Here is an 18,237-nt window from a genome sequence, read left to right on the forward strand (position 1 = left end):
CGAACTACCCAGGAGCGGCGGGTTTGGCTTGCATGGTTGTGCCGAGGTTCATGGCCGAAGGAGATTGGCCGCCCGCCGTTCCGCGACGACTCGACCGCTGATTGAGAGACGCGATCCGATCGCTGTGTAAGGACGAGACGGCGTGGTCGTCGGCTACCTGATTCTTCGGTGTGAAACTGATGGAGGTGGTTGTGCCCCAACAACTTTGGGCTGGCATAGACGCCGGTAAAGCGGCGCATCACTGCACGGTGATCGATACCGACGGCAAACGGGTGCTGTCGCGGCGGGTCGACAACGACGAGGCCGAACTGACCGGCCTGATCGATGACGTGCTCGCCGTGGCCGACAGTGCGGAGATGGTCTGGGCGATCGATCTCAACACCGGCGGCGCCGCCCTGCTGATCACGGTGCTGCTGGGCCGTGGTCAGCGGCTGCTCTACATTCCCGGCCGTACTGTCCACCACGCCGCGGCCGGATACCGTGGCGACGGCAAATCCGACGCCAAGGACGCCGCGATCATCGCCGATCAGGCCCGCATGCGCCGCGACCTGCAACCCTTGCGTGCCGGTGACGACATCGCCATCGAGTTGCGCATCCTCACCGCGGCACGCACCGACCTGGTCTGCGACCGCACCCGGGCGATCAACCGACTGCGCGCGAGCCTGCTCGAGTACTTCCCCGCTTTGGAACGTGCCTTCGACTACAGCAAGTCCCGGGCGGCGCTGATTCTGCTCACCGGCCACAACACCCCCGACGGGCTGCGCGCGCTCGGCGCGACCGCGCTCGAAGCTTGGTTGCGAGAACGCAAAGCCCGCAACGCTTCTGCCGTCGCAGCCACGGCCATGACGGCCGCCGAAGCCCAGCACACGATCGTACCCGGCCAGCAGATCGGCGCGGCCATGGTCGCGCGACTGGCGAAGGAGGTGATGCGGCTCGACAACGAGATCAGTGGCACCGAAGCATTGATCGAGCAGCGATTTCGCCGCCATCCTCACGCCGGGATCATCGTGAGCATGCCCGGATTCGGGCCGCTGCTGGGCGCGGAATTCCTCGCCGCCACCGGCGGCGACCTGACCGTGTTCGACCGCGCCGACCGGCTGGCCGGCGTCGCCGGACTGGCGCCGGTACCCAAGGATTCCGGCCGCGTCAGCGGCAACCTCACACGTCCCCGCCGCTACGACCGCCGCCTGCTGCGTGCCAGCTACCTCGCCGCCCTGATCGCCGCCCGCTTCGACCCGGCCTCCAAGGCCTACTACCAGCGCAAAAGAGCCGAAGGCAAACGACACACCCAAGCCGTGCTCGCGCTGGCCCGCCGCCGCCTCAACGTCCTGTGGGCCATGCTCCGCGACCACAAGCCCTACCAAGCAGCCCCCGCCACCTGACAACATCACCAATCCCCGAAATCACTATCTGGGCTTGACAACTTCATTGAGAATCTCCTTGCTCGATCGTCACGCGCTGCAACACCACGACGACGATCCGGAATGCCACACTGTGACATGACGATGCCCACAAACGACCGCGGCGCGGCGGCCGAGGCCACCGCGCCGCGAATCCGGCTGTGTCGCAGAGTCAGAGCACCCACTTCAGGATCAGCGTGAGCACGCCCGCCACGACCGCCACGATCAGCGCACCGACACCCCACACGAAGCCGTGACGCCCCCACGGCCGCCCGGCGTCCAACGAGAACTTGCCGGGTCCGGTGAAGGGAAGCGCCGCGCCGACCACCGCGAACAGCAGGCCCATCTCCCAACCGCCCAACAGTCCACCGGACCAGGTGACGTTGATCGCGTTGATCATCGTGCCCACCACGATCGCCCCGGCCAGCGGCGTCAGCAGACCGAGCAGCAGCAGCAGGCCACCGCCGAGTTCGGTCAGGCCGGCCAGCGTCCCGAACAGCTTGCCCGGGTTGTAGCCCATCTGCTCGAAGCTGTCCGCGTTGGCCTGTAGGCCCGGTCCGCCCCACCAGCCGAACAGTTTCTGCGCGCCGTGTGCCGCGAGCAAGCCGCCGAAGACGACCCGCAGGATCAGCAGGCCGATGTCGGTGGCGATTCCGTCCAGTTCGGTAGAGGCGCCGTTTCGGTCGAGTACGGATTTGATGGTCATGCTGGTCCTCATCCCTGCGCTGTCGTCTTCGGTATGTTCGTTACCTCGGCGAATAACCGGACTACGGTCCGATTCTCGCATGAAGAGCTCAACTGTCCAACCCCTCGGTCCTATTCCACGACCGGCAGGCAAGGAAGGTTCAGCGCGAAGGCGAGCGGGAAGTTACTCCGCGAGGAAGAAGAAGTAGCCGAGGAACACCAGCATCAGCGCCCACATCGCCGGGTGTACGTCCTTGATCCGGCCCTTGGCCGCCATGACGATCGGATACAGCAGCATGCCCATGGCCAGGCCGTTGGCAATGGAGTAAGTCAGCGGCATCATCACGATGGTGACGAACGCGGGCACCGAGTACTCCAGGCGGTTCCAGTCGATCTGCCCGAGCGAGCGGGCCATCAGGATGCCGACCACGATGAGCGCGGCGGCGGTCACCTCGCCGGAGCCCGCGACCACCGCGAAGATCGGATAGCAGAACATCGCGAGCAGGAACCAGCCCGCCGTGGTGACGGCGGTCAGGCCGGTCCGGCCGCCCGCCGAGACGCCCGCGGTCGATTCCACGTAGGCGGTGGTGGTCGAGGTGCCGATGACGGCGCCCGCCATGGTGCCCACCGAGTCCGCCGCCAGCGCGCTCGACGCGCGCGGCAGCTTGCCGTCCTCGTCCAGCAGACCGGCTTGGTTCGCGACGCCGATCAGGGTTCCCGAGGCGTCGAAGAAGTCGACGAACAGCATGGTCAGCACCACCACAGCCATCTGGCCGGTGAAGGCGTCGGGCAGATGGATGATCGCCTGGCCGAAGGTGTGCTCGAGGCCCTTCGGCGCGGCGAACACCCCCTTGGGCAGGTCGACCAAACCGCTGACGATGCCCACGATCGTGGTCAGCACGATGCCGTAGAGCACCGCTCCGTGCCAGCCCCGCACGAGGAACACCACGGTCACCAGCAACCCGAACAGCGCGAGCAACGTGGTGCCCTCGGTGAAGTCGCCCAGCGCGACCAGCGTCGCCTCGCTGTTCACCACGATCCCGGCGTTCTTCAGGCCGAGAAAGGCCACGAACAGTCCGATGCCCGCGCCGACCGCGAGCTTCAACTGCATCGGGATCGCGTCGAGGATGCGTTCCCGGATCTTCGTCACGGCCAGGACGAAGAAGATGACGCCCGACAGCAACGTGCCCGAGAGCGCGACCTGCCATGGAATGCCCATGCCGAGCACCACGGTGTAGGCGAAGAACGCGTTGAGTCCCATACCCGGCGCGAGCGCGATCGGATACCGTGCCCACAGCCCCATGACCAACGTGCCGAACACCGCGGCGACGGCGGTGGCGGTGAACACCGCCTGCATCGGGATGCCCTTGTCACCCAGCGCGCCCTGGTCGCCGAGTATCGCGGGGTTCACCGCGAGGACGTACGACATGGCGAGGAACGTGATCGTTCCCGCCATGAGTTCCCGCCGGACGGTCGAGCCGGTCGACCGGACCCCGAAGTACCCGTCGAGGCGTCCTCGGGTCCGGTTCAGAACGTCGGTGACCATGGGTGACTCCAGTCGGGAAAACAATGCTCGGGCTGCCAGGCACGGTAGCCGACGATTCACCGGCCGGGGCAACTCGCGGCGGCCCCACCGTGACCAGCGCCACCCGGCTAGGCGTTGGGGGCGGAGACCAGGCCCAGCTCGGCGTCGGAGGCCAGCAGGTCGTTGTGCGGCAGCACGCGCACCGTGTAGCCGACCGCTCCGGACAGCGGCACGGGGGTGTCGACGGTGAACAGCTCGGCCCCGCCGTCCGACCCGCTGTGCGTCATCGGGACCGCCGTGGCGTCGGAGAGGTCGTCGGACGCCGACACCCGGCCGAGCACCGCCTGCACCACCACGTCCGACACGCTCAATCCGCCGAGCTCGACCCGCGCGGTGAGCGACAGCCGCGCCCCGATGACCGGCGTATCCGGCAGACCCGCGCTGTCCACCTGGATCACCTTGACCGAGGGCCACGCCGACTCGACCCGGTGACGGTACTCGGCGATGGCGCGCGCCACCGCGAACTCGTCGGCCGTCGCCCGCTGATACGCCGCGGCGGCGGGAGCGTAGTACTCCACCGCGTAGTCGCGGACCATGCGGGAAGCCAGCACCTTCGGCCCCAAGGTCTGGAGGGTGTGGCGGACCATCTCGACCCAGCGCACCGGCATCCCGGACGCGTCGCGTTCGTAGAAGCGGGGCGCCACCGTGCGCTCGAACAGGTCGTAGAGCGCGGTGGCCTCCAGGTCGTCGCGGCGATGCTCGTCCCGGACGCCCTCTGCGGTCGGGATGGCCCACCCGTTCTCGCCGTCGTACATCTCGTCCCACCAGCCGTCCCGGATGGAGAGATTGAGCCCGCCGTTCAGCGCGGATTTCATGCCGGAGGTGCCGCACGCCTCCAACGGTCGCAGCGGGTTGTTCAGCCAGACATCGCAGCCCCAGTACAGGTAGCGGGCCATCGACATGTCGTAGTCGGGCAGGAAGACGATCCGGTGCCGCACCTCGGGATCGTCGGCGAAGCGGACCACCTGCTGGATGAGCGCCTTGCCTCCGTCGTCGGCGGGGTGGCTCTTGCCCGCGACGACCAACTGCATCGGCCGGCGCGGGTCCAGCAGCAGGGCGCGCAGCCGCTGCGGGTCGCGCAGCATGAGGGTGAGGCGCTTGTAGGTCGGCACCCGGCGCGCGAAACCGACGGTCAGCACATTCGGATCGAAAACGCCGTTCACCCAGCCGAGTTCGGCCTCCGCGGCGCCGCGCTGCAACCATGACGCGCGCACCCTGCGGCGCACCTCGTCGACGAGAATGCCGCGCAGGGTGTTGCGCGTCGACCACAGCTCGGTGAGGTCGATCTCACGCAGTCGTTCCCAGCCGCGCCCCTCCTCGACCAGTTCCGCGCCGATGTGCTCGCGCGCCTTGTCCACCCATTCCCGCGCGGCCCAGGTCGTGGCGTGCACACCGTTGGTGACCGAACCGATCGGCACCTCCGCCGGGTCGAAGCCCGGCCACAACGAGGCGAACATGGACCGGCTCACCTCGCCGTGCAGGCGCGAGACGCCGTTGGCGCGCTGCGCCAGGCGCAGCCCCATGTGCGCCATGTTGAATACAGCGGGATCGGCTTCTCGTCCGAGCGCCACGATCCGGTCCACGGGAAGGCCTGGCAGCAGGGCGGATTCGGATTCGCCGTGCGCACCGCCGAAGTAACGGCGCACCATCGGCATCGGGAAACGGTCGATGCCCGCCGGGACCGGTGTGTGTGTGGTGAACACCGTGCCCGCCCGCACAGCGGCGAGCGCGGAATCGAAATCCCGCCCCGCCGCGACGAATTCGCGGATGCGCTCGACACCGAGGAAGCCCGCGTGCCCTTCGTTCATGTGGAACACGTCGGGATCGGGCAGGCCGGCCGACGCCGTATACGCGCGCACCGCGCGCACGCCGCCGATGCCCGCCAGGATCTCCTGGCGGATGCGATGTTCCTGGTCGCCGCCGTAGAGCCGGTCGGTGACCGCGCGCAGCTCCGGGTCGTTCTCGGCGATATCCGAGTCCAGCAGCAACAGCGGAACCCGGCCGACCTGCGCGATCCACACCCGCGCGCGCAGCACCCTGCGGTCGGGCATCGCCACGTGGATGAGCACCGGCGACCCGTCCGAGGTGAGCGCCCGCAGCGGCAAGCCCTGCGGGTCCAGCGCCGGGTAGTGCTCGGCCTGCCAGCCGTCCGCCGTCAGGGACTGCCGGAAGTAGCCCGAGCGGTAGAGCAGGCCCACGCCGATCAGCGGCAGACCCAGGTCGGAAGCGGCCTTGAGGTGGTCGCCGGCCAGGATGCCCAGACCACCCGAATAGTTCGGCAACACCTCGGTGACGCCGAACTCCATCGAGAAGTAGGCGATGCCCCGCACGCCCTCCTCACCTGCCCGGCGCTGGAACCAGCCCGGCGCCGCGAGGTATTCCCGCAGATCCGCCGCCGCGGCGTCGACGCGGGCGACATAGGCGGGGTCGGCGGCCAGCTCGTCCAGCCGCGCCGCGGGTACCTCGCCGAGCATCCGGACCGGATCGTGGCCCATCTCCTGCCACCGCCGCGGATCGAGCGCGGCGAACAGGTCCTGTGTCGGCGGGTGCCACGACCAGCGCAGATTCGTGGCGAGCTCGCCCAGGGCCGCCAGGCGCTCGGGCAGATGGGCACGGACGGTGAAACGACGCAATGCCTTCATTGGGTAGAAACTACACGGAGCCCACCGCTCGCGCCGTGCGCGCCTACGAGCCGGAACAACCTTCCGACCTGCGTCTTTCGTGACGTGGCTCGGTGGCGCGCACCCTGCGCGCGCACTCGCGTAACGCTCTCTACCGTCACAGAACGAACACATCACGCGCACCGAGCCCCCTGGCCCGCTACCCGATCGAGACCCCCGTTTCCTTGTGAACTCCCGAACGCGGGGCAAACCCACAAGCTGTGCGGACCAACCGGCCGCACCAACCGAATCAGTACGGGAGTGATCGAGATGTGGATGAAAGCACACCCAAATCGCGCCCGCGATCGGCGCTGGTCGCGCGCCGGATCGGCGATGACGGGGTTCGTAGCTTGCACGGCGGCTCTCGTTCTCGTCGCACCCGCCGCCGGGGCCGCGGTCACAACGGCGACGGCAACGGCCCAAGGAATGAGTCTCGGGTTCGGAAACTACGGAACCAACTGCCAATACCGGGTGACGGCCACGGTGGACAACGTTCCTTCGTCCGACGCCGTCCAGTTCGTCGACAGCGCGGGCGGAAGCTTCACGCCGAATCCCGCACCGGTGGTCGGCAACCAGGCCACCACCACGTGGGTACCTGACGCGACCGGGCCGCACACCATCTCGGCTACACAGGGCGCCGCCGGTCCCGCTTGGACTTCACCGGTGATGAACGTGGACAACGGGATCAACCTCGGCGTCGGGTGCGTGGTTCTGCCGTAAGCGCCGCGCTCTTCGCACATCCGGAGTGTCAGGTGAGCGCCCGGGCGGCCACTGCCATGGATTCCTGGTCGTGGCCTCCCGGGCACCTCTCGGCCCCCTCGCGGACCGGGAAATCCGTAGCCGGAGCCACGTAGAGGTGACAGCATCGGCGGATGCCGCACTGGGTCGATGTTCTGCCGCAATTCCTGCTCGCCTGCCTGCTCCTCGCCGCGCTACCCGGGCCTGCGACCGCGCTGTTCCTGCAGCGCGCCGTGCGTGACGGCCGCACCGCGGGTTTGGCGGCGGTAGCCGGAAACGAGATCGGCGTGCTCGGCTGGACCTTGGCGGGTGGAGCGGGGCTGTCGGTCCTGCTCGTCGCGAACCGGGCCATGAACACGGCGGTGCACATCGTCGGGGCGCTGGTGCTGATCTGGCTCGGCGTGCAGGCCTGGCGGGGCGCACGGGGTGGCGACGAGTTCGGCAGTGCGATGACGAAGATGCTTCCGGCGGGCCGCTCGCCCGCCGCCGCCTTCCGCGCCTCGCTGCTCTCGATCGCGGCCAACCCCAAGGCGGCCGTCTTCGGGTTGACGATCCTTCCCCAGTTCCTTCCGTCCAGCGGGCCGGTGCTGCCGACCGTGGTGATCCTGGCGCTGATCCAGTTGGTGATCGACACCGCGTGGTGCGTCGGCGTGGTGCTGGCCGCCGACCACGCGGGTGCGTGGCTGCGCCGCAGCGGCATCCGGCAGCGGGTGGAACGGGCGCTCGGCGCGGTGCTGGTCGCGCTGGGCCTCGGCCTCGCCGCCGACGCACGCTGACCGATCAGCCCAGCTCAGCCGCCGCCGCGCCGAGCCGGGACGGCGGAGGAAAACTCCGCCGATCCGGTCCGGACGGCCGGCTACCGGTAGGTTGGTCCCGTGACCGGCCGCATCGCTATCGATGACACTGCACCGTCCATCCCCGGCGGCCGGCCCGCCAAAGCGGTGGTCGGCGAGGTTTTTCCCGTGCGCACCGTGGTGTGGCGGGAGGGGCACGAGGCCGTCGCCGCCACACTTGTCGTCCGCGCCCCGGGTGTGTCGCGACCGACCCGCATCCGCATGACGCCGGATTACGAGCCCGACGTCTTCAACGCGACGTTCACCCCGAACGCGCCGGGAGCGTGGACCTACCGGATCGAAGGCTGGAGCGACCCGATCGCGACCTGGCGCTCGGCGATCGAGGCGAAGCTGGCCGTCGGGCAGAGCGCCGCCGATCTGGCCAACGACCTGGAGCTGGGCGCCCGCCTGTTCGAGCGCGCGGCCCAAGCCGTACCGAAAAAACAGTTCGAGCGCCTGCGCGCGGTCGCGGCGGCGCTGCGCGGCGACGAGCAACTGCCCGCACGGGTGGCCCCGGCCTTCGCCGAGGAGGTCGCCGAGATCCTGCGGGCCGCGCCGTTGCGTGACCTGGTCACCCGCGGCCCGCAGCACACCGTCCAGGTCGAGCGGCAACGCGCCCTCTACGGCTCCTGGTACGAGTTCTTCCCCCGCTCGACCGGCGGTCGCGACGCGACCGGCAAGCCGGTGCACGGCACCTTCGCCACCGCGGCCGAGGAACTGCCGCGCATCGCCGCCATGGGCTTCGACGTGGTCTACCTGCCACCCATCCACCCGATCGGCGAGGTCAACCGCAAAGGCCGCAACAACGCGCTCACCGCGGAGCCGGGCGACGTCGGCTCCCCGTGGGCGATCGGCTCGAAGCACGGCGGGCACGATGCCGTGCACCCGGAGTTGGGCACCGAAGCCGATTTCGCCGAGTTCGTCGCGCAGGCGCGGCGACTCGGCCTGGAGGTGGCGCTCGACCTCGCCTTGCAATGCGCGCCCGATCATCCGTGGGTGTCGGCGCATCCCGAGTGGTTCACCACCCTGCCCGACGGCACCATCGCCTATGCGGAGAACCCGCCGAAGAAGTACCAGGACATCTACCCGGTCAACTTCGACAACGATCCCGACGGTCTCTACGCCGAAGTGCTGCGCGTGGTCCGGCACTGGATCGGGCTGGGCGTCTACATCTTCCGTGTCGACAACCCGCACACCAAGCCCGCCGACTTCTGGGAGTGGCTGATCGCGAACGTGCGGCGCACCGACCCGGACGTCATCTTCCTGTCCGAGGCGTTCACCCGCCCGGCGCGGCTCTACGGGCTCGCCCGGCGCGGATTCAGCCAGTCCTATACGTATTTCACCTGGCGAGTGGCCAAGTGGGAACTCACCGAGTTCGGCAACGAACTGGCCGCGAAGGCCGACGAGGCCCGCCCGAATCTGTTCGTCAACACCCCGGACATCCTGCACGAGAGTCTTCAGCACGGCGGACCGGGAATGTTCGCCATCCGCGCCGTCCTGGCCGCGACCCTCGCGCCGACCTGGGGCGTCTACTCCGGTTTCGAGCTGTTCGAGCACCAGGCGGTGCGACCGGACAGCGAGGAGTACCTCGATTCGGAGAAGTACGAGCTGCGCCCGCGTCCGTTCGCCGAGGCGCTCGCGCGCGGAGAGTCGCTGGAGCCGTGGCTGACCCGGCTCAACGAGATCCGCCGGGCGCACCCGGCGTTGCAACAGTTGCGCTGCCTGCATTTCCATCACGTGGACAACGACGCGTTGCTCGCCTACTCCAAGATCGACCCCGCCAGTGGTGACGCGGTGCTGGTCGTGGTGAATCTCAACCCGTTCGGCGCCGAGTGGGGCATGCTCTCGCTCGACCTGCCCGCGATCGGCCGCGAATGGCACGACCATCCTGTGGTGTACGACGAGGTCAGCGGCGAGGAATACCACTGGGCCCAAACCAACTACGTGCGATTGGACCCCGCACACGCCGTCGCGCACATCATCACCTTGCCCCCGGTGTCACAGCAGGCGCGCACCGAGCTGGCCTACCGCAGGACGCTGCGATGAAACGACGCGACCTCATGCTGCTCGCGGCAGGCACCCACCCCGACCCGCACACCGTGCTCGGCGCGCATCCCCATCCCGACGGCACGGCCGTCCGGGTCCTGCGCCCGCACGCGGAAACCGTGTCGGTGCGGGTCGGCGGCGTCGACCATGCGCTCGAGCCCCTGGGGCACGGCGTCTTCGCCGCGGCGCTGCCGTATCCGGAGATCATGGACTACCGCGTCGTGACGGCCTATCCCGGCGGCCAGACGATCATCGGTGCCGACGGTTACCGCTTCCTGCCCACGCTCGGCGAACTCGATCTGCACCTCATCGGCGAAGGCCGTCACGAGCGCCTGTGGGAGGTGCTCGGCGCCCACCCCCGCCGCTACGCCACCCTCGACGGTGACGTGACGGGCACGTCGTTCGCGGTGTGGGCGCCCAACGCGCGCGGCGTCACCGTGATAGGCGATTTCGACGGTTGGAGCGGCAATACCGCGCCGATGCGCGCGCTGGGGTCGTCCGGGATCTGGGAAGTCTTCGTGCCGGGTGTCGTGCCGGGTACCAAGTACAAATACCGCGTGCACGGCGCCGACGGGCGAACCGTCGATCACGCCGACCCGTTGGCTTTCGCCACCGAGAAACCCCCGGCGACGGCGTCGGTGGTCACCGAGAGCCATCACGTGTGGAATGACCGCGCATGGCTGGACACGCGCGCGGCCACCGACCCGACCCGCGCACCTATGAGCGTCTACGAGGTGCATCTCGGTTCGTGGCGGCCCGGCCTCGGGTACCGCGAAATGGCCGAGCAGCTCACCGAGTACGTGCAGGCGGCCGGATACACCCACATCGAGCTGCTCCCCGTCGCCGAGCATCCGTTCGGCGGCTCGTGGGGGTACCAGGTCACCTCCTATTACGCGCCGACAGCTCGATTCGGTTCCCCGGACGATTTCCGCGCCTTCGTCGACCACATGCACGCGGCGGGCATCGGCGTCCTGCTGGACTGGGTGCCCGCGCACTTCCCGCGCGACGAGTGGGCGCTGGCCCGATTCGACGGCACCCCGCTCTACGAACACCCAGACCCCCGCCGCGGCGAGCAACTCGACTGGGGCACCTACGTGTTCGACTTCGGCAGGCACGAGGTGCGCAACTTCCTCGTCGCCAACGCCCGCTACTGGATCGAGGAATTCCATATCGACGGCCTGCGCGTCGACGCGGTCGCCTCCATGCTCTACCTGGACTATTCCCGCACCGAAGGTTCGTGGGAACCCAACGTGCACGGCGGCCGGGAAAACCTGGAGGCCGTCGACTTCCTGCAGGAGCTCAACGAGACCCTGCACCGGCACCACCCCGACGTCGTGACGATCGCCGAGGAGTCGACCACCTGGCCCGGCGTCACCCGCGGCACCGACGTCGGCGGTCTCGGCTTCACCATGAAGTGGAACATGGGCTGGATGCACGACACCCTGGGGTTCCTGGGCCGCGACCCCGTGCACCGCTCCTGGCACCACAACGAGATCACCTTCTCGCTGGTGTATGCCTGGAGCGAGAATTACGTGCTGCCGATCAGCCACGACGAGGTCGTGCACGGTAAAGGAACGCTCTGGACCAGGATGCCGGGCGACGATTTCGCCAGAGCCGCCGGCGTACGGGCGCTGCTGGCCTACATGTGGGCCCATCCCGGTAAGCAACTGCTGTTCATGGGCCAGGATTTCGGCCAGTACCGGGAGTGGTCGCACGATCGCGGCCTGGACTGGCACGAACGGGACAATCCGCTGCACCAGGGCATCAGCACGCTGGTGCGCGACCTGAACGCGGTCTACCGCGCCCATCCCGCCCTGTGGAGCCAGGACACCACCCCGGGCGGCCACGCCTGGATCGAGGCGAACGACCACACGAACAACGTGCTGGCGTTCCTGCGCTACGGCTCCGACGGCTCCGTGGTGGCCTGCGTCTACAACTTCTCCGGGGCGACGCACGACGCGTACCGAGTCGGCCTGCCGCACGCCGGCCGCTGGCTCGAGATCCTCAACACCGACGCCGTGGACTACGGCGGCTCCGGCCTCGGCAATCTGGGCGAGCTGACGGCGACCGACGAGCCGTGGCACGATCGTCCCGCCTCGGCCACGGTGACCCTGGCCCCGCACGGCGCGGTCTGGCTGCGTCCCGCCTAGCGAACCCGGCCGCTCGAGGCGACCCGACCGCATGGCCCGGGGCGGGCGTCACGCCCCGGTTCGCGGCCGCGCCACGCGGTGCGATCAGTACAGCGCGGCGGCGAGCTTGCGGCGCGCGGCCACGACGAACGGCTCGGCTTGGTCGAACAACTCGAACAGTTCCAGCAAACGGGTGCGCGCTTTGGTGCGCTCGTCACCGGAGGTCCGCTTGACGACGTCGATCAGCCGGTCGAACGCCGCTTCGGGCCGCTGCTGGAACAGTTCGAGGTCGGCGGCATCGATCGCGGCGTCGACATTCGACGGGTCGGCGTCGGCGGTCGCGATGGCCGACTCCGGAAGGTCCTGGGCCCGAGCCAGGAAGCGGAGCTGCCGCAGCGCGCCCTTGGCCTCCTCATTCGTCGGCTCGGCGTCGATGATCGCTTGGTAGGCGGCCTCGGCTCCGGCCAGATCGCCCTGCTCCAGCGCCGCCTCGGCCGCCGCGAAACGCGGGTCCTCGGCAGGCTGCTGCGGCTGCCCGCCGCCCTCGAGCTTGCCCGCCACCGCGTCTACCACCGCGTTCAGCCACTGCCGCACCTGCGGCTCCGGCTGGGCGCCCTCGAAATCGGCCAGCGGCTGCCCGGCCGCGATCGCGATGACCGTCGGGATACCCTGCACCCGCAGCGCCTGCGCGATACGCATATTGGCCTCGGCTTCCACCGTGGCCAGGTCCCAGGCGCCGCCGTCGGCGGCCACCAGACGCTCCAGCGTCCGGACCAATTCGATACTGCCCGGGCTGCGCTGCGAGTACAGCACCACCACCACGGGCACCTGCATCGAACGACGCAGCACCTTGGTCTCGAACTCGGCCTCCGACACCGCATGATCGCCACCGGCCGCACCGCCGGCACTCCCGGCGGGCTGCTTCAGACTGGACAGATCGACCGCCCCGGACATGGCGGCGGCGACAGCGGGCGAAGGACGGCGTGCGGCTGGTCGATTCACGACTTCCAGTTTGTCACGACGTAGCGGATGCGGGCGCCCCGGACTCGGCCGAATCGGCGTTGCTCAGCTCACCCAGCTGCCCCGTGCGCACCGCCCAGATCTCGAACAGCACCGTGCAGAACGGCGGCAGGCTGGACAGCAGCGCGAGACCGGTGGTCTTGGCGTTCCAGCCCAGCTCGCGCGCCGCCACGATCGCGCTGATCACGAACAGCACGAACACGATGCCGTGCGTCATGCCGAACACCTTGACCGGCCACATCACCGGTTCGGGAATCCGCTTGAACACCATGCCGATGATCAGCAGAACCCACGAGATCGCCTCGAGCACCGCGATGAAACGAAACCGCTTGGCCACCGTGCTCAGGTCGAAGACATTGCCCATGCGCCCCATTGTGCCGGATGCACTACAACCTGTCGTAGTGAGCTGTGTCTAATTGCCGCGCCTGCGGCGCGGCGTGCTCGCGCCCCCGTGGTGGCTCGCCGCGAACGGAGCGATGCTCGGTCTCGCTTCGCTCGAACCGGGTGTTGCGCCGAAGTGGTCACGCGAGCTACAACGCCACAGACCGAGAGCACGCGAGATCACCGTCGCGGCCGAACGCCGGTGGCACGGCGGCCACGCCGACGTCGTCGCGTGTTCGTCCGGGCAGGCGCAGGGGGCGTCGGGAACGACCGATGGCCGCCCACTCGAGACGGCCATCGGTCGGTGTTCGGTGCGGGTGTCGCCCGCCTACGGTCAGACTCGGACGATCAGCGCGTCGCCCTGGCCGCCGCCACCGCAGAGCGCGGCAGCGCCCACGCCGCCGCCGCGGCGCTTCAGTTCCAGGGCCAGGTGCAGCAGGATGCGCGCACCGGACATGCCCAGCGGGTGGCCGATGGCGATGGCGCCGCCGTTGACATTCACCTTTTCCGGGTCGATGCCCAACTTGCGGGTGGACGCGACGCCGACCGCGGCGAACGCCTCGTTGATCTCCACCAGGTCCAAGTCGGCGGGCGAGATACCCTCGCGCGCGCAGGCTTTGGCGATCGCGTTGGCGGGCTGGTCCTGCAGTGTGGAGTCCGGACCGGCGACCACACCGGCGGCGCCGATCTCGGCGATCCAGCTCAGACCCAGCGCCTGCGCCTTCGCCTTGCTCATCACCACGACCGCGGCGGCGCCGTCGGAGATCTGCGAGGCGGTGCCCGCGGTGATCGTGCCGTCCTTGCGGAACGCGGGCCGCAGCTTGGCCAGCGACTCCGCCGTGGTGTCGGCGCGAATCCCCTCATCGGTGCTCACCAGCACCGGATCGCCCTTGCGCTGCGGCACCGCGACCGGGACCACTTCGTCGTCGAAGACGCCGTTCTTCCACGCCGCCGCCGCACGCTGGTGCGAAGCCGCCGCGAACGCGTCCTGGTCCTCCCGGCTGACCCGGTCGGTCTCGTTGCGCTGCTCGGTGAGCGCGCCCATCGGCTGATCGGTGAAGATGTCGTGCAGACCGTCGTAGGCCATGTGATCACGCAAGGTCACATCGCCGTACTTGAAGCCTTCCCTGCTCTTCTCGAGCAGGTGCGGCGCCTGGCTCATGGATTCCTGACCGCCCGCGACGACGACCTCGTACTCGCCCGCCCGGATCAGCTGGTCGGCGAGGGCGATCGCGTTGATGCCGGACAGGCAGACCTTGTTCAGCGTCAACGCGGGCACGTCCATCGGGATACCCGCGGCGACCGCCGCCTGACGGGCCGGGATCTGCCCCGCGCCCGCGGTGAGCACCTGGCCCATGATCACGTACTCGACCTGGTCGGGCGCGACACCACCCTTCTCCAGCGCCGCCTTGATGGCGAACCCGCCCAGATCGGAGCCGCTGAAGTCCTTCAGACCTCCGAGCAGCCTGCCGACCGGAATTCGCGCACCGGAAACGATCACGGAAGTGGTCACGACGAGCCTCGCATTCGTAGATCGGACCTGCCCGCGCCGACGCCGAGGGCAGCCAGGGGCAGCGCGAGAGCAGGTGTTCTACTCAACGGTAGCGGGTGCGGCCCGCGCACCCCGTGCCAGGTCGCGCTACTTTCGAATGGTGAGCAATGTTATCGAACAGTCACCTTTCATCCCCGCGGACTACGTGACCGCGGTCGACCATGTCGGCATCGCGGTGCCGGACCTGGACGCGGCGGTGGCCTGGTACGCCGAGAACCTGGGCATGGTCGAGACCCACCGCGAGGTCAACGAGGCCCAAGGCGTGCACGAGGCGATGCTGTCGCTGCCCGGCGCACCGGATCGCGCCACAGCCCTGCAGTTGCTGGCCCCGCTCGACGCGGAGTCGACCATCGCGAAGTTCATCGACCGCAGCGGTCCCGGCTTGCAGCAACTGGCCTACCGGGTGACCGACATCGAGGCCGTCTCCGCGTACCTGCGCGCCAAGGGTCTGCGTTTGCTGTACGAGGCTCCACGGCATGGAACGGCGGATTCCCGCATCAATTTCATCCACCCGAAGGATGCTGGAGGTGTGCTGATCGAGTTGGTCGAACCGAGCGCTCATGTTACGCACTAGTATCGACGTCAAGTCGGGAAAACTCGTTGGAATGACATTCGCAGTCGAGTCACCATCGGCTGTCTTCAGGCTGTAGTTTGTGTGCCATGTCGTCACCCGAGTCCGATCGCAATCGCTTCGTTGCACTGCCCTTCACCGTTGTGCGCAAGGGTTATGCGCAAGACGAGGTGCGTAATTACTTCGACCGCTTCGACGCGGAACTGAGAGTCACCGCCACCGACCGCGATGCCGCTGCGGCACAAGCACGTAACCTCGCCAGTCAGCTGGAAGACGCGCGCGACGAGATCGACGAACTCCGTAAGGAGGTCGACCGACTCTCGGTGCCGCCGACCACCGCGGAAGGCATGTCCGACCGCATTTCCCGCATGCTCCGGCTCGCCTCCGACGAGGCGTCCGAGGTCCGTGCCCTGGCTCAGGCCGAGGCAGCGGAGATGGTGTCGATCGCCGAGCAGCAGGCCACCGAGATGCGTGGCAAGTACGAGTCGCTGCTCGCGGAGACCAAGGAGAAGCGCGAGGCGCTCGAGATCGAATTCGAGCAGACCCTCGCGAACGCACGCACCGAGTCCGCCAAGATCATCGAGGCCGCCCAGGCCGAGGCCGACCGCATCGCGAAGGAAGCCGACGCGAAGCGCAAGGCCACCCAGCAGGACTTCGAGGCCACCATGGCCGAGCGTCGCACCAAGCTCACCCGCGCCATGGAAGAGCTGGAAGCCACCAGCCGCGCCGAAGCCGCCCAGCGGATCAAGGACGCGACCGACGAGGCCAACCGCCTCATCACCTCCGCCACCCAGACCTCCGAGCGCAAGATCGCGCACGCGAAGGAACTGGCCGAGGAGATGCGCGTGCTGCGCGGCCGCGTGCTCGCCCAACTGCTCGGTATCCGCGGTCAGCTCGACTCGGTGCCCGCGATGCTCGCCGCGGTCAACCGGGAAAGCGAATTGCTCGACGGGGTTCCCGATCAGCGCAAGTCGATCGGCGGCAACACCAAGTCCGTCGCCGGTTCGCGCCAGAAGGCGATCCCCGAGGTCGCCACCGATGACGAGGACATCGACTCGGACGAGCGCGAGAGCGCCGACATCAGCAACTGACGTCGGGCCCCACGGCGACTGCGAGCAATACCTGAACCGATTCACCGAAGGCCGCCCCATCAGGGCGGCCTTCCTTAATTCTGGCCCTGAAGACGCCTACTGCGTAGAAGGTCCAACGTAGACGTCCGGCCCCTAGAGGCCTTGCAGGGGCATCCAACTGCGCCCGATGACGCGACCGCGTAGGTCAGGACCACCGACGCGTGATTCTGCGGGTGTGGCGGCCGTTCCAGCATCCGCTGTGCCAGTGCCTGCGGTCGTCCTCTCCTCCGTAAGCGGGCCAGGCGACGATGTGGGGAATCCCGGGCGGGATCTCGTGGTCACAGCCGGGGCAGCGGTAGGTCTTGACCGCGCGGCTGCCCGGGATGGCGCGAACCACATACGTCTCGTCACCATGCGGTCCGGAATCGGTCCGTCCGAAGACGTCCGTGAGCGGGTAGCCACCCGCTCGTGAGCGATCAGCGGGCCGACCCGTACGCGGCTTACGGCGGGGCATTCGACAAGCCTATTACTCGCCCCTGCGCGGCACGCACGGCCCCGATGGTCAGAACAAGCGGAATTCGTTGCTCTCCGTGCCACGCAGGGCGTCGTAATCCAGTGTCAGGCAGCGGATGCCGCGATCCTCGGCGAGCGTACGAGCCTGCGGCTTGATCTGCTGGGCGGCGAACACCCCCGCGACCGGGGCCAGCAGCGGATCCCGGTTCAGCAACTCGAGGTAGCGCGTGAGCTGTTCGACGCCGTCGATCTCGCCGCGCCGCTTGATCTCCACCGCCACCGTCGCTCCCGTGGCGTCCCGGCACAGCAGGTCCACGGGCCCGATCGCGGTCATGTACTCGCGGCGGATGAGTGTGTAGCCCGCGCCGAGCGTGTGCACGTGCTCGGCGAGCAGCTCTTGCAGATGGGCCTCCACTCCGTCTTTCACCAGCCCCGGGTCGACGCCCAACTCGTGAGAGGAGTCGTGCTCGATATCCTCGATGGTGATGCGGAGTTCTTCGCCGGCCTTGTTGGTGACGACCCACAGCGCCTTCGCTCCGTCGGGGAGCTGCGAGTCGCCGTTGCGTTCCTCCAACCAGCACGGCGGGCTCATCCAGTTCAGCGGCTTGTACGAGCCGCCGTCGGAGTGCACGAGCACCGAGCCGTCCGCTTTCATCAGCAGTAGCCTGCGGGCCATCGGGAGATGGGCGGTGAGTCGCCCCACGTAGTCGACCTGACAGCGAGCAATCACTAGGCGCACCCAAGCACTGTAGGCGAGCGCCGCACGACGGATGCGATCAGCCCATCAATTGCGTTTCTTACCTAGAAACGACGAAAGGCCCTCAACAGTGTTGAGGGCCTTTCGTGAAGGATGTTCCGGCGGTGTCCTACTCTCCCACACCCTGTCGAGTGCAGTACCATCGGCGCTGGCAGGCTTAGCTTCCGGGTTCGGAATGGGACCGGGCGTTTCCCTACCGCTATGGCCGCCGTAACTCTATGAAACTATCCACACACCCCCGCGCGCTCCCACCCACCAACCCCACCCCGGTAAAGAAGGGGGGTTCATGGGAAAAAGC

15 protein-coding genes and 1 rRNA gene are annotated in these 18,237 nt (G+C 68.4%); 7 read left to right on the top strand and 9 right to left on the bottom strand.

Annotated elements, in window-relative coordinates; genetic code table 11:
- The first annotated feature begins 191 nt into the window (after positions 1 to 191).
- The gene (locus tag K8O92_02400; GenBank protein UAK32892.1) at positions 192 to 1,382 is read left to right on the top strand and encodes an IS110 family transposase; all 1,191 of its coding nucleotides are present in this window, start codon (positions 192 to 194) and stop codon (positions 1,380 to 1,382) included.
- A 190-nt stretch (positions 1,383 to 1,572) separates the two neighbouring features.
- Here the strand turns inward: K8O92_02400 and K8O92_02405 are convergent, their stop codons facing one another.
- The 3 genes from K8O92_02405 to glgP form a co-directional block, all read right to left on the bottom strand.
- Positions 1,573 to 2,106 (bottom strand): DoxX family membrane protein, encoded by a 534-nt coding sequence (locus K8O92_02405; GenBank protein UAK32893.1) that lies wholly within the window; start codon positions 2,104 to 2,106, stop codon positions 1,573 to 1,575.
- Positions 2,107 to 2,268: 162 nt separating this feature from the next.
- Positions 2,269 to 3,540 (bottom strand): NCS2 family permease, encoded by a 1,272-nt coding sequence (locus K8O92_02410; protein ID UAK35387.1) that lies wholly within the window; start codon positions 3,538 to 3,540, stop codon positions 2,269 to 2,271.
- Positions 3,541 to 3,737: 197 nt separating this feature from the next.
- The gene (glgP, locus tag K8O92_02415) at positions 3,738 to 6,311 is read right to left on the bottom strand and encodes an alpha-glucan family phosphorylase (GenBank protein ID UAK32894.1); all 2,574 of its coding nucleotides are present in this window, start codon (positions 6,309 to 6,311) and stop codon (positions 3,738 to 3,740) included.
- 351 nt (positions 6,312 to 6,662) lie between these two features.
- Here glgP and K8O92_02420 point away from each other — a divergent pair, with 351 nt between their 5' ends.
- From K8O92_02420 to glgB, 4 genes are all read left to right on the top strand, one after another.
- Positions 6,663 to 7,049 carry a hypothetical protein gene (locus K8O92_02420; protein UAK32895.1) on the top strand — a complete coding sequence of 129 codons (387 nt, stop codon included), beginning with the start codon at positions 6,663 to 6,665 and terminating at the stop codon, positions 7,047 to 7,049.
- Between the two features lie 152 nt (positions 7,050 to 7,201).
- Positions 7,202 to 7,843: a LysE family translocator gene (locus K8O92_02425; GenBank protein ID UAK32896.1), complete on the top strand. Its 642-nt coding sequence runs from the start codon at positions 7,202 to 7,204 to the stop codon at positions 7,841 to 7,843.
- A 99-nt stretch (positions 7,844 to 7,942) separates the two neighbouring features.
- Positions 7,943 to 9,946 carry an alpha-1,4-glucan--maltose-1-phosphate maltosyltransferase gene (locus K8O92_02430; GenBank protein ID UAK32897.1) on the top strand — a complete coding sequence of 668 codons (2,004 nt, stop codon included), beginning with the start codon at positions 7,943 to 7,945 and terminating at the stop codon, positions 9,944 to 9,946.
- Positions 9,943 to 12,096, top strand: coding sequence for a 1,4-alpha-glucan branching protein GlgB (gene glgB / locus K8O92_02435; protein UAK32898.1), 2,154 nt, complete (start codon positions 9,943 to 9,945; stop codon positions 12,094 to 12,096). Before K8O92_02430 ends, glgB begins: the two co-directional genes overlap by 4 nt.
- An 84-nt stretch (positions 12,097 to 12,180) precedes the next feature.
- On the opposite strand, the gene K8O92_02440 is transcribed toward glgB, so the two are convergent.
- The 3 genes from K8O92_02440 to K8O92_02450 all read right to left on the bottom strand — a co-directional run bounded on the left by K8O92_02440 (position 12,181) and on the right by K8O92_02450 (position 14,989).
- A complete protein-coding gene (locus K8O92_02440) occupies positions 12,181 to 13,029 on the bottom strand; it encodes a tetratricopeptide repeat protein (GenBank protein UAK35388.1) in 849 nt (282 codons plus the stop codon).
- Positions 13,030 to 13,090: 61 nt separating this feature from the next.
- Entirely contained in the window at positions 13,091 to 13,468 is a 378-nt protein-coding gene (locus tag K8O92_02445; GenBank protein UAK32899.1) for a DUF3817 domain-containing protein, read from the bottom strand.
- Between the two features lie 342 nt (positions 13,469 to 13,810).
- A complete protein-coding gene (locus K8O92_02450) occupies positions 13,811 to 14,989 on the bottom strand; it encodes an acetyl-CoA C-acetyltransferase (protein ID UAK32900.1) in 1,179 nt (392 codons plus the stop codon).
- 136 nt (positions 14,990 to 15,125) lie between these two features.
- Here K8O92_02450 and mce point away from each other — a divergent pair, with 136 nt between their 5' ends.
- Together mce and K8O92_02460 are read left to right on the top strand one after the other, a co-directional pair.
- On the top strand, positions 15,126 to 15,602 hold the full coding sequence (mce, locus tag K8O92_02455) for a methylmalonyl-CoA epimerase (protein UAK32901.1): 477 nt from the start codon (positions 15,126 to 15,128) through the stop codon (positions 15,600 to 15,602).
- A gap of 86 nt (positions 15,603 to 15,688) precedes the next feature.
- The gene (locus K8O92_02460; GenBank protein ID UAK32902.1) at positions 15,689 to 16,690 is read left to right on the top strand and encodes a hypothetical protein; all 1,002 of its coding nucleotides are present in this window, start codon (positions 15,689 to 15,691) and stop codon (positions 16,688 to 16,690) included.
- Positions 16,691 to 16,874: 184 nt separating this feature from the next.
- Here K8O92_02460 and K8O92_02465 read toward each other — a convergent pair whose 3' ends face one another.
- The 3 genes from K8O92_02465 to rrf all read right to left on the bottom strand — a co-directional run bounded on the left by K8O92_02465 (position 16,875) and on the right by rrf (position 18,152).
- On the bottom strand, positions 16,875 to 17,183 hold the full coding sequence (locus K8O92_02465) for an ATP/GTP-binding protein (protein ID UAK32903.1): 309 nt from the start codon (positions 17,181 to 17,183) through the stop codon (positions 16,875 to 16,877).
- A 48-nt stretch (positions 17,184 to 17,231) separates the two neighbouring features.
- Entirely contained in the window at positions 17,232 to 17,921 is a 690-nt protein-coding gene (gene nucS / locus K8O92_02470; protein UAK32904.1) for an endonuclease NucS, read from the bottom strand.
- Positions 17,922 to 18,035: 114 nt separating this feature from the next.
- A 5S ribosomal RNA gene (gene rrf, locus K8O92_02475) occupies positions 18,036 to 18,152 on the bottom strand.
- Positions 18,153 to 18,237: the final 85 nt, after the last annotated feature.

The sequence above is a fragment of the Nocardia asteroides genome, from assembly GCA_019930625.1.
In the GTDB taxonomy this organism is placed as follows: domain Bacteria; phylum Actinomycetota; class Actinomycetes; order Mycobacteriales; family Mycobacteriaceae; genus Nocardia; species Nocardia sputi.

Bases quoted from the DNA above. Each gene is read 5' to 3' on its own strand.
- K8O92_02445 (UAK32899.1), bottom strand. From the start codon at position 13,468: ATGGGGCGCATGGGCAATGTCTTCGACCTGAGCACGGTGGCCAAGCGG.
- K8O92_02410 (UAK35387.1), bottom strand. From the start codon at position 3,540: ATGGCGGGAACGATCACGTTCCTCGCCATGTCGTACGTCCTCGCGGTG.
- K8O92_02440 (UAK35388.1), bottom strand. From the start codon at position 13,029: ATGTCCGGGGCGGTCGATCTGTCCAGTCTGAAGCAGCCCGCCGGGAGT.
- K8O92_02425 (UAK32896.1), top strand. From the start codon at position 7,202: ATGCCGCACTGGGTCGATGTTCTGCCGCAATTCCTGCTCGCCTGCCTG.
- K8O92_02405 (UAK32893.1), bottom strand. From the start codon at position 2,106: ATGACCATCAAATCCGTACTCGACCGAAACGGCGCCTCTACCGAACTG.
- K8O92_02460 (UAK32902.1), top strand. From the start codon at position 15,689: ATGTCGTCACCCGAGTCCGATCGCAATCGCTTCGTTGCACTGCCCTTC.
- glgP (UAK32894.1), bottom strand. From the start codon at position 6,311: ATGAAGGCATTGCGTCGTTTCACCGTCCGTGCCCATCTGCCCGAGCGC.
- K8O92_02465 (UAK32903.1), bottom strand. From the start codon at position 17,183: ATGCCCCGCCGTAAGCCGCGTACGGGTCGGCCCGCTGATCGCTCACGA.
- glgB (UAK32898.1), top strand. From the start codon at position 9,943: ATGAAACGACGCGACCTCATGCTGCTCGCGGCAGGCACCCACCCCGAC.
- mce (UAK32901.1), top strand. From the start codon at position 15,126: ATGGTGAGCAATGTTATCGAACAGTCACCTTTCATCCCCGCGGACTAC.
- K8O92_02420 (UAK32895.1), top strand. From the start codon at position 6,663: ATGACGGGGTTCGTAGCTTGCACGGCGGCTCTCGTTCTCGTCGCACCC.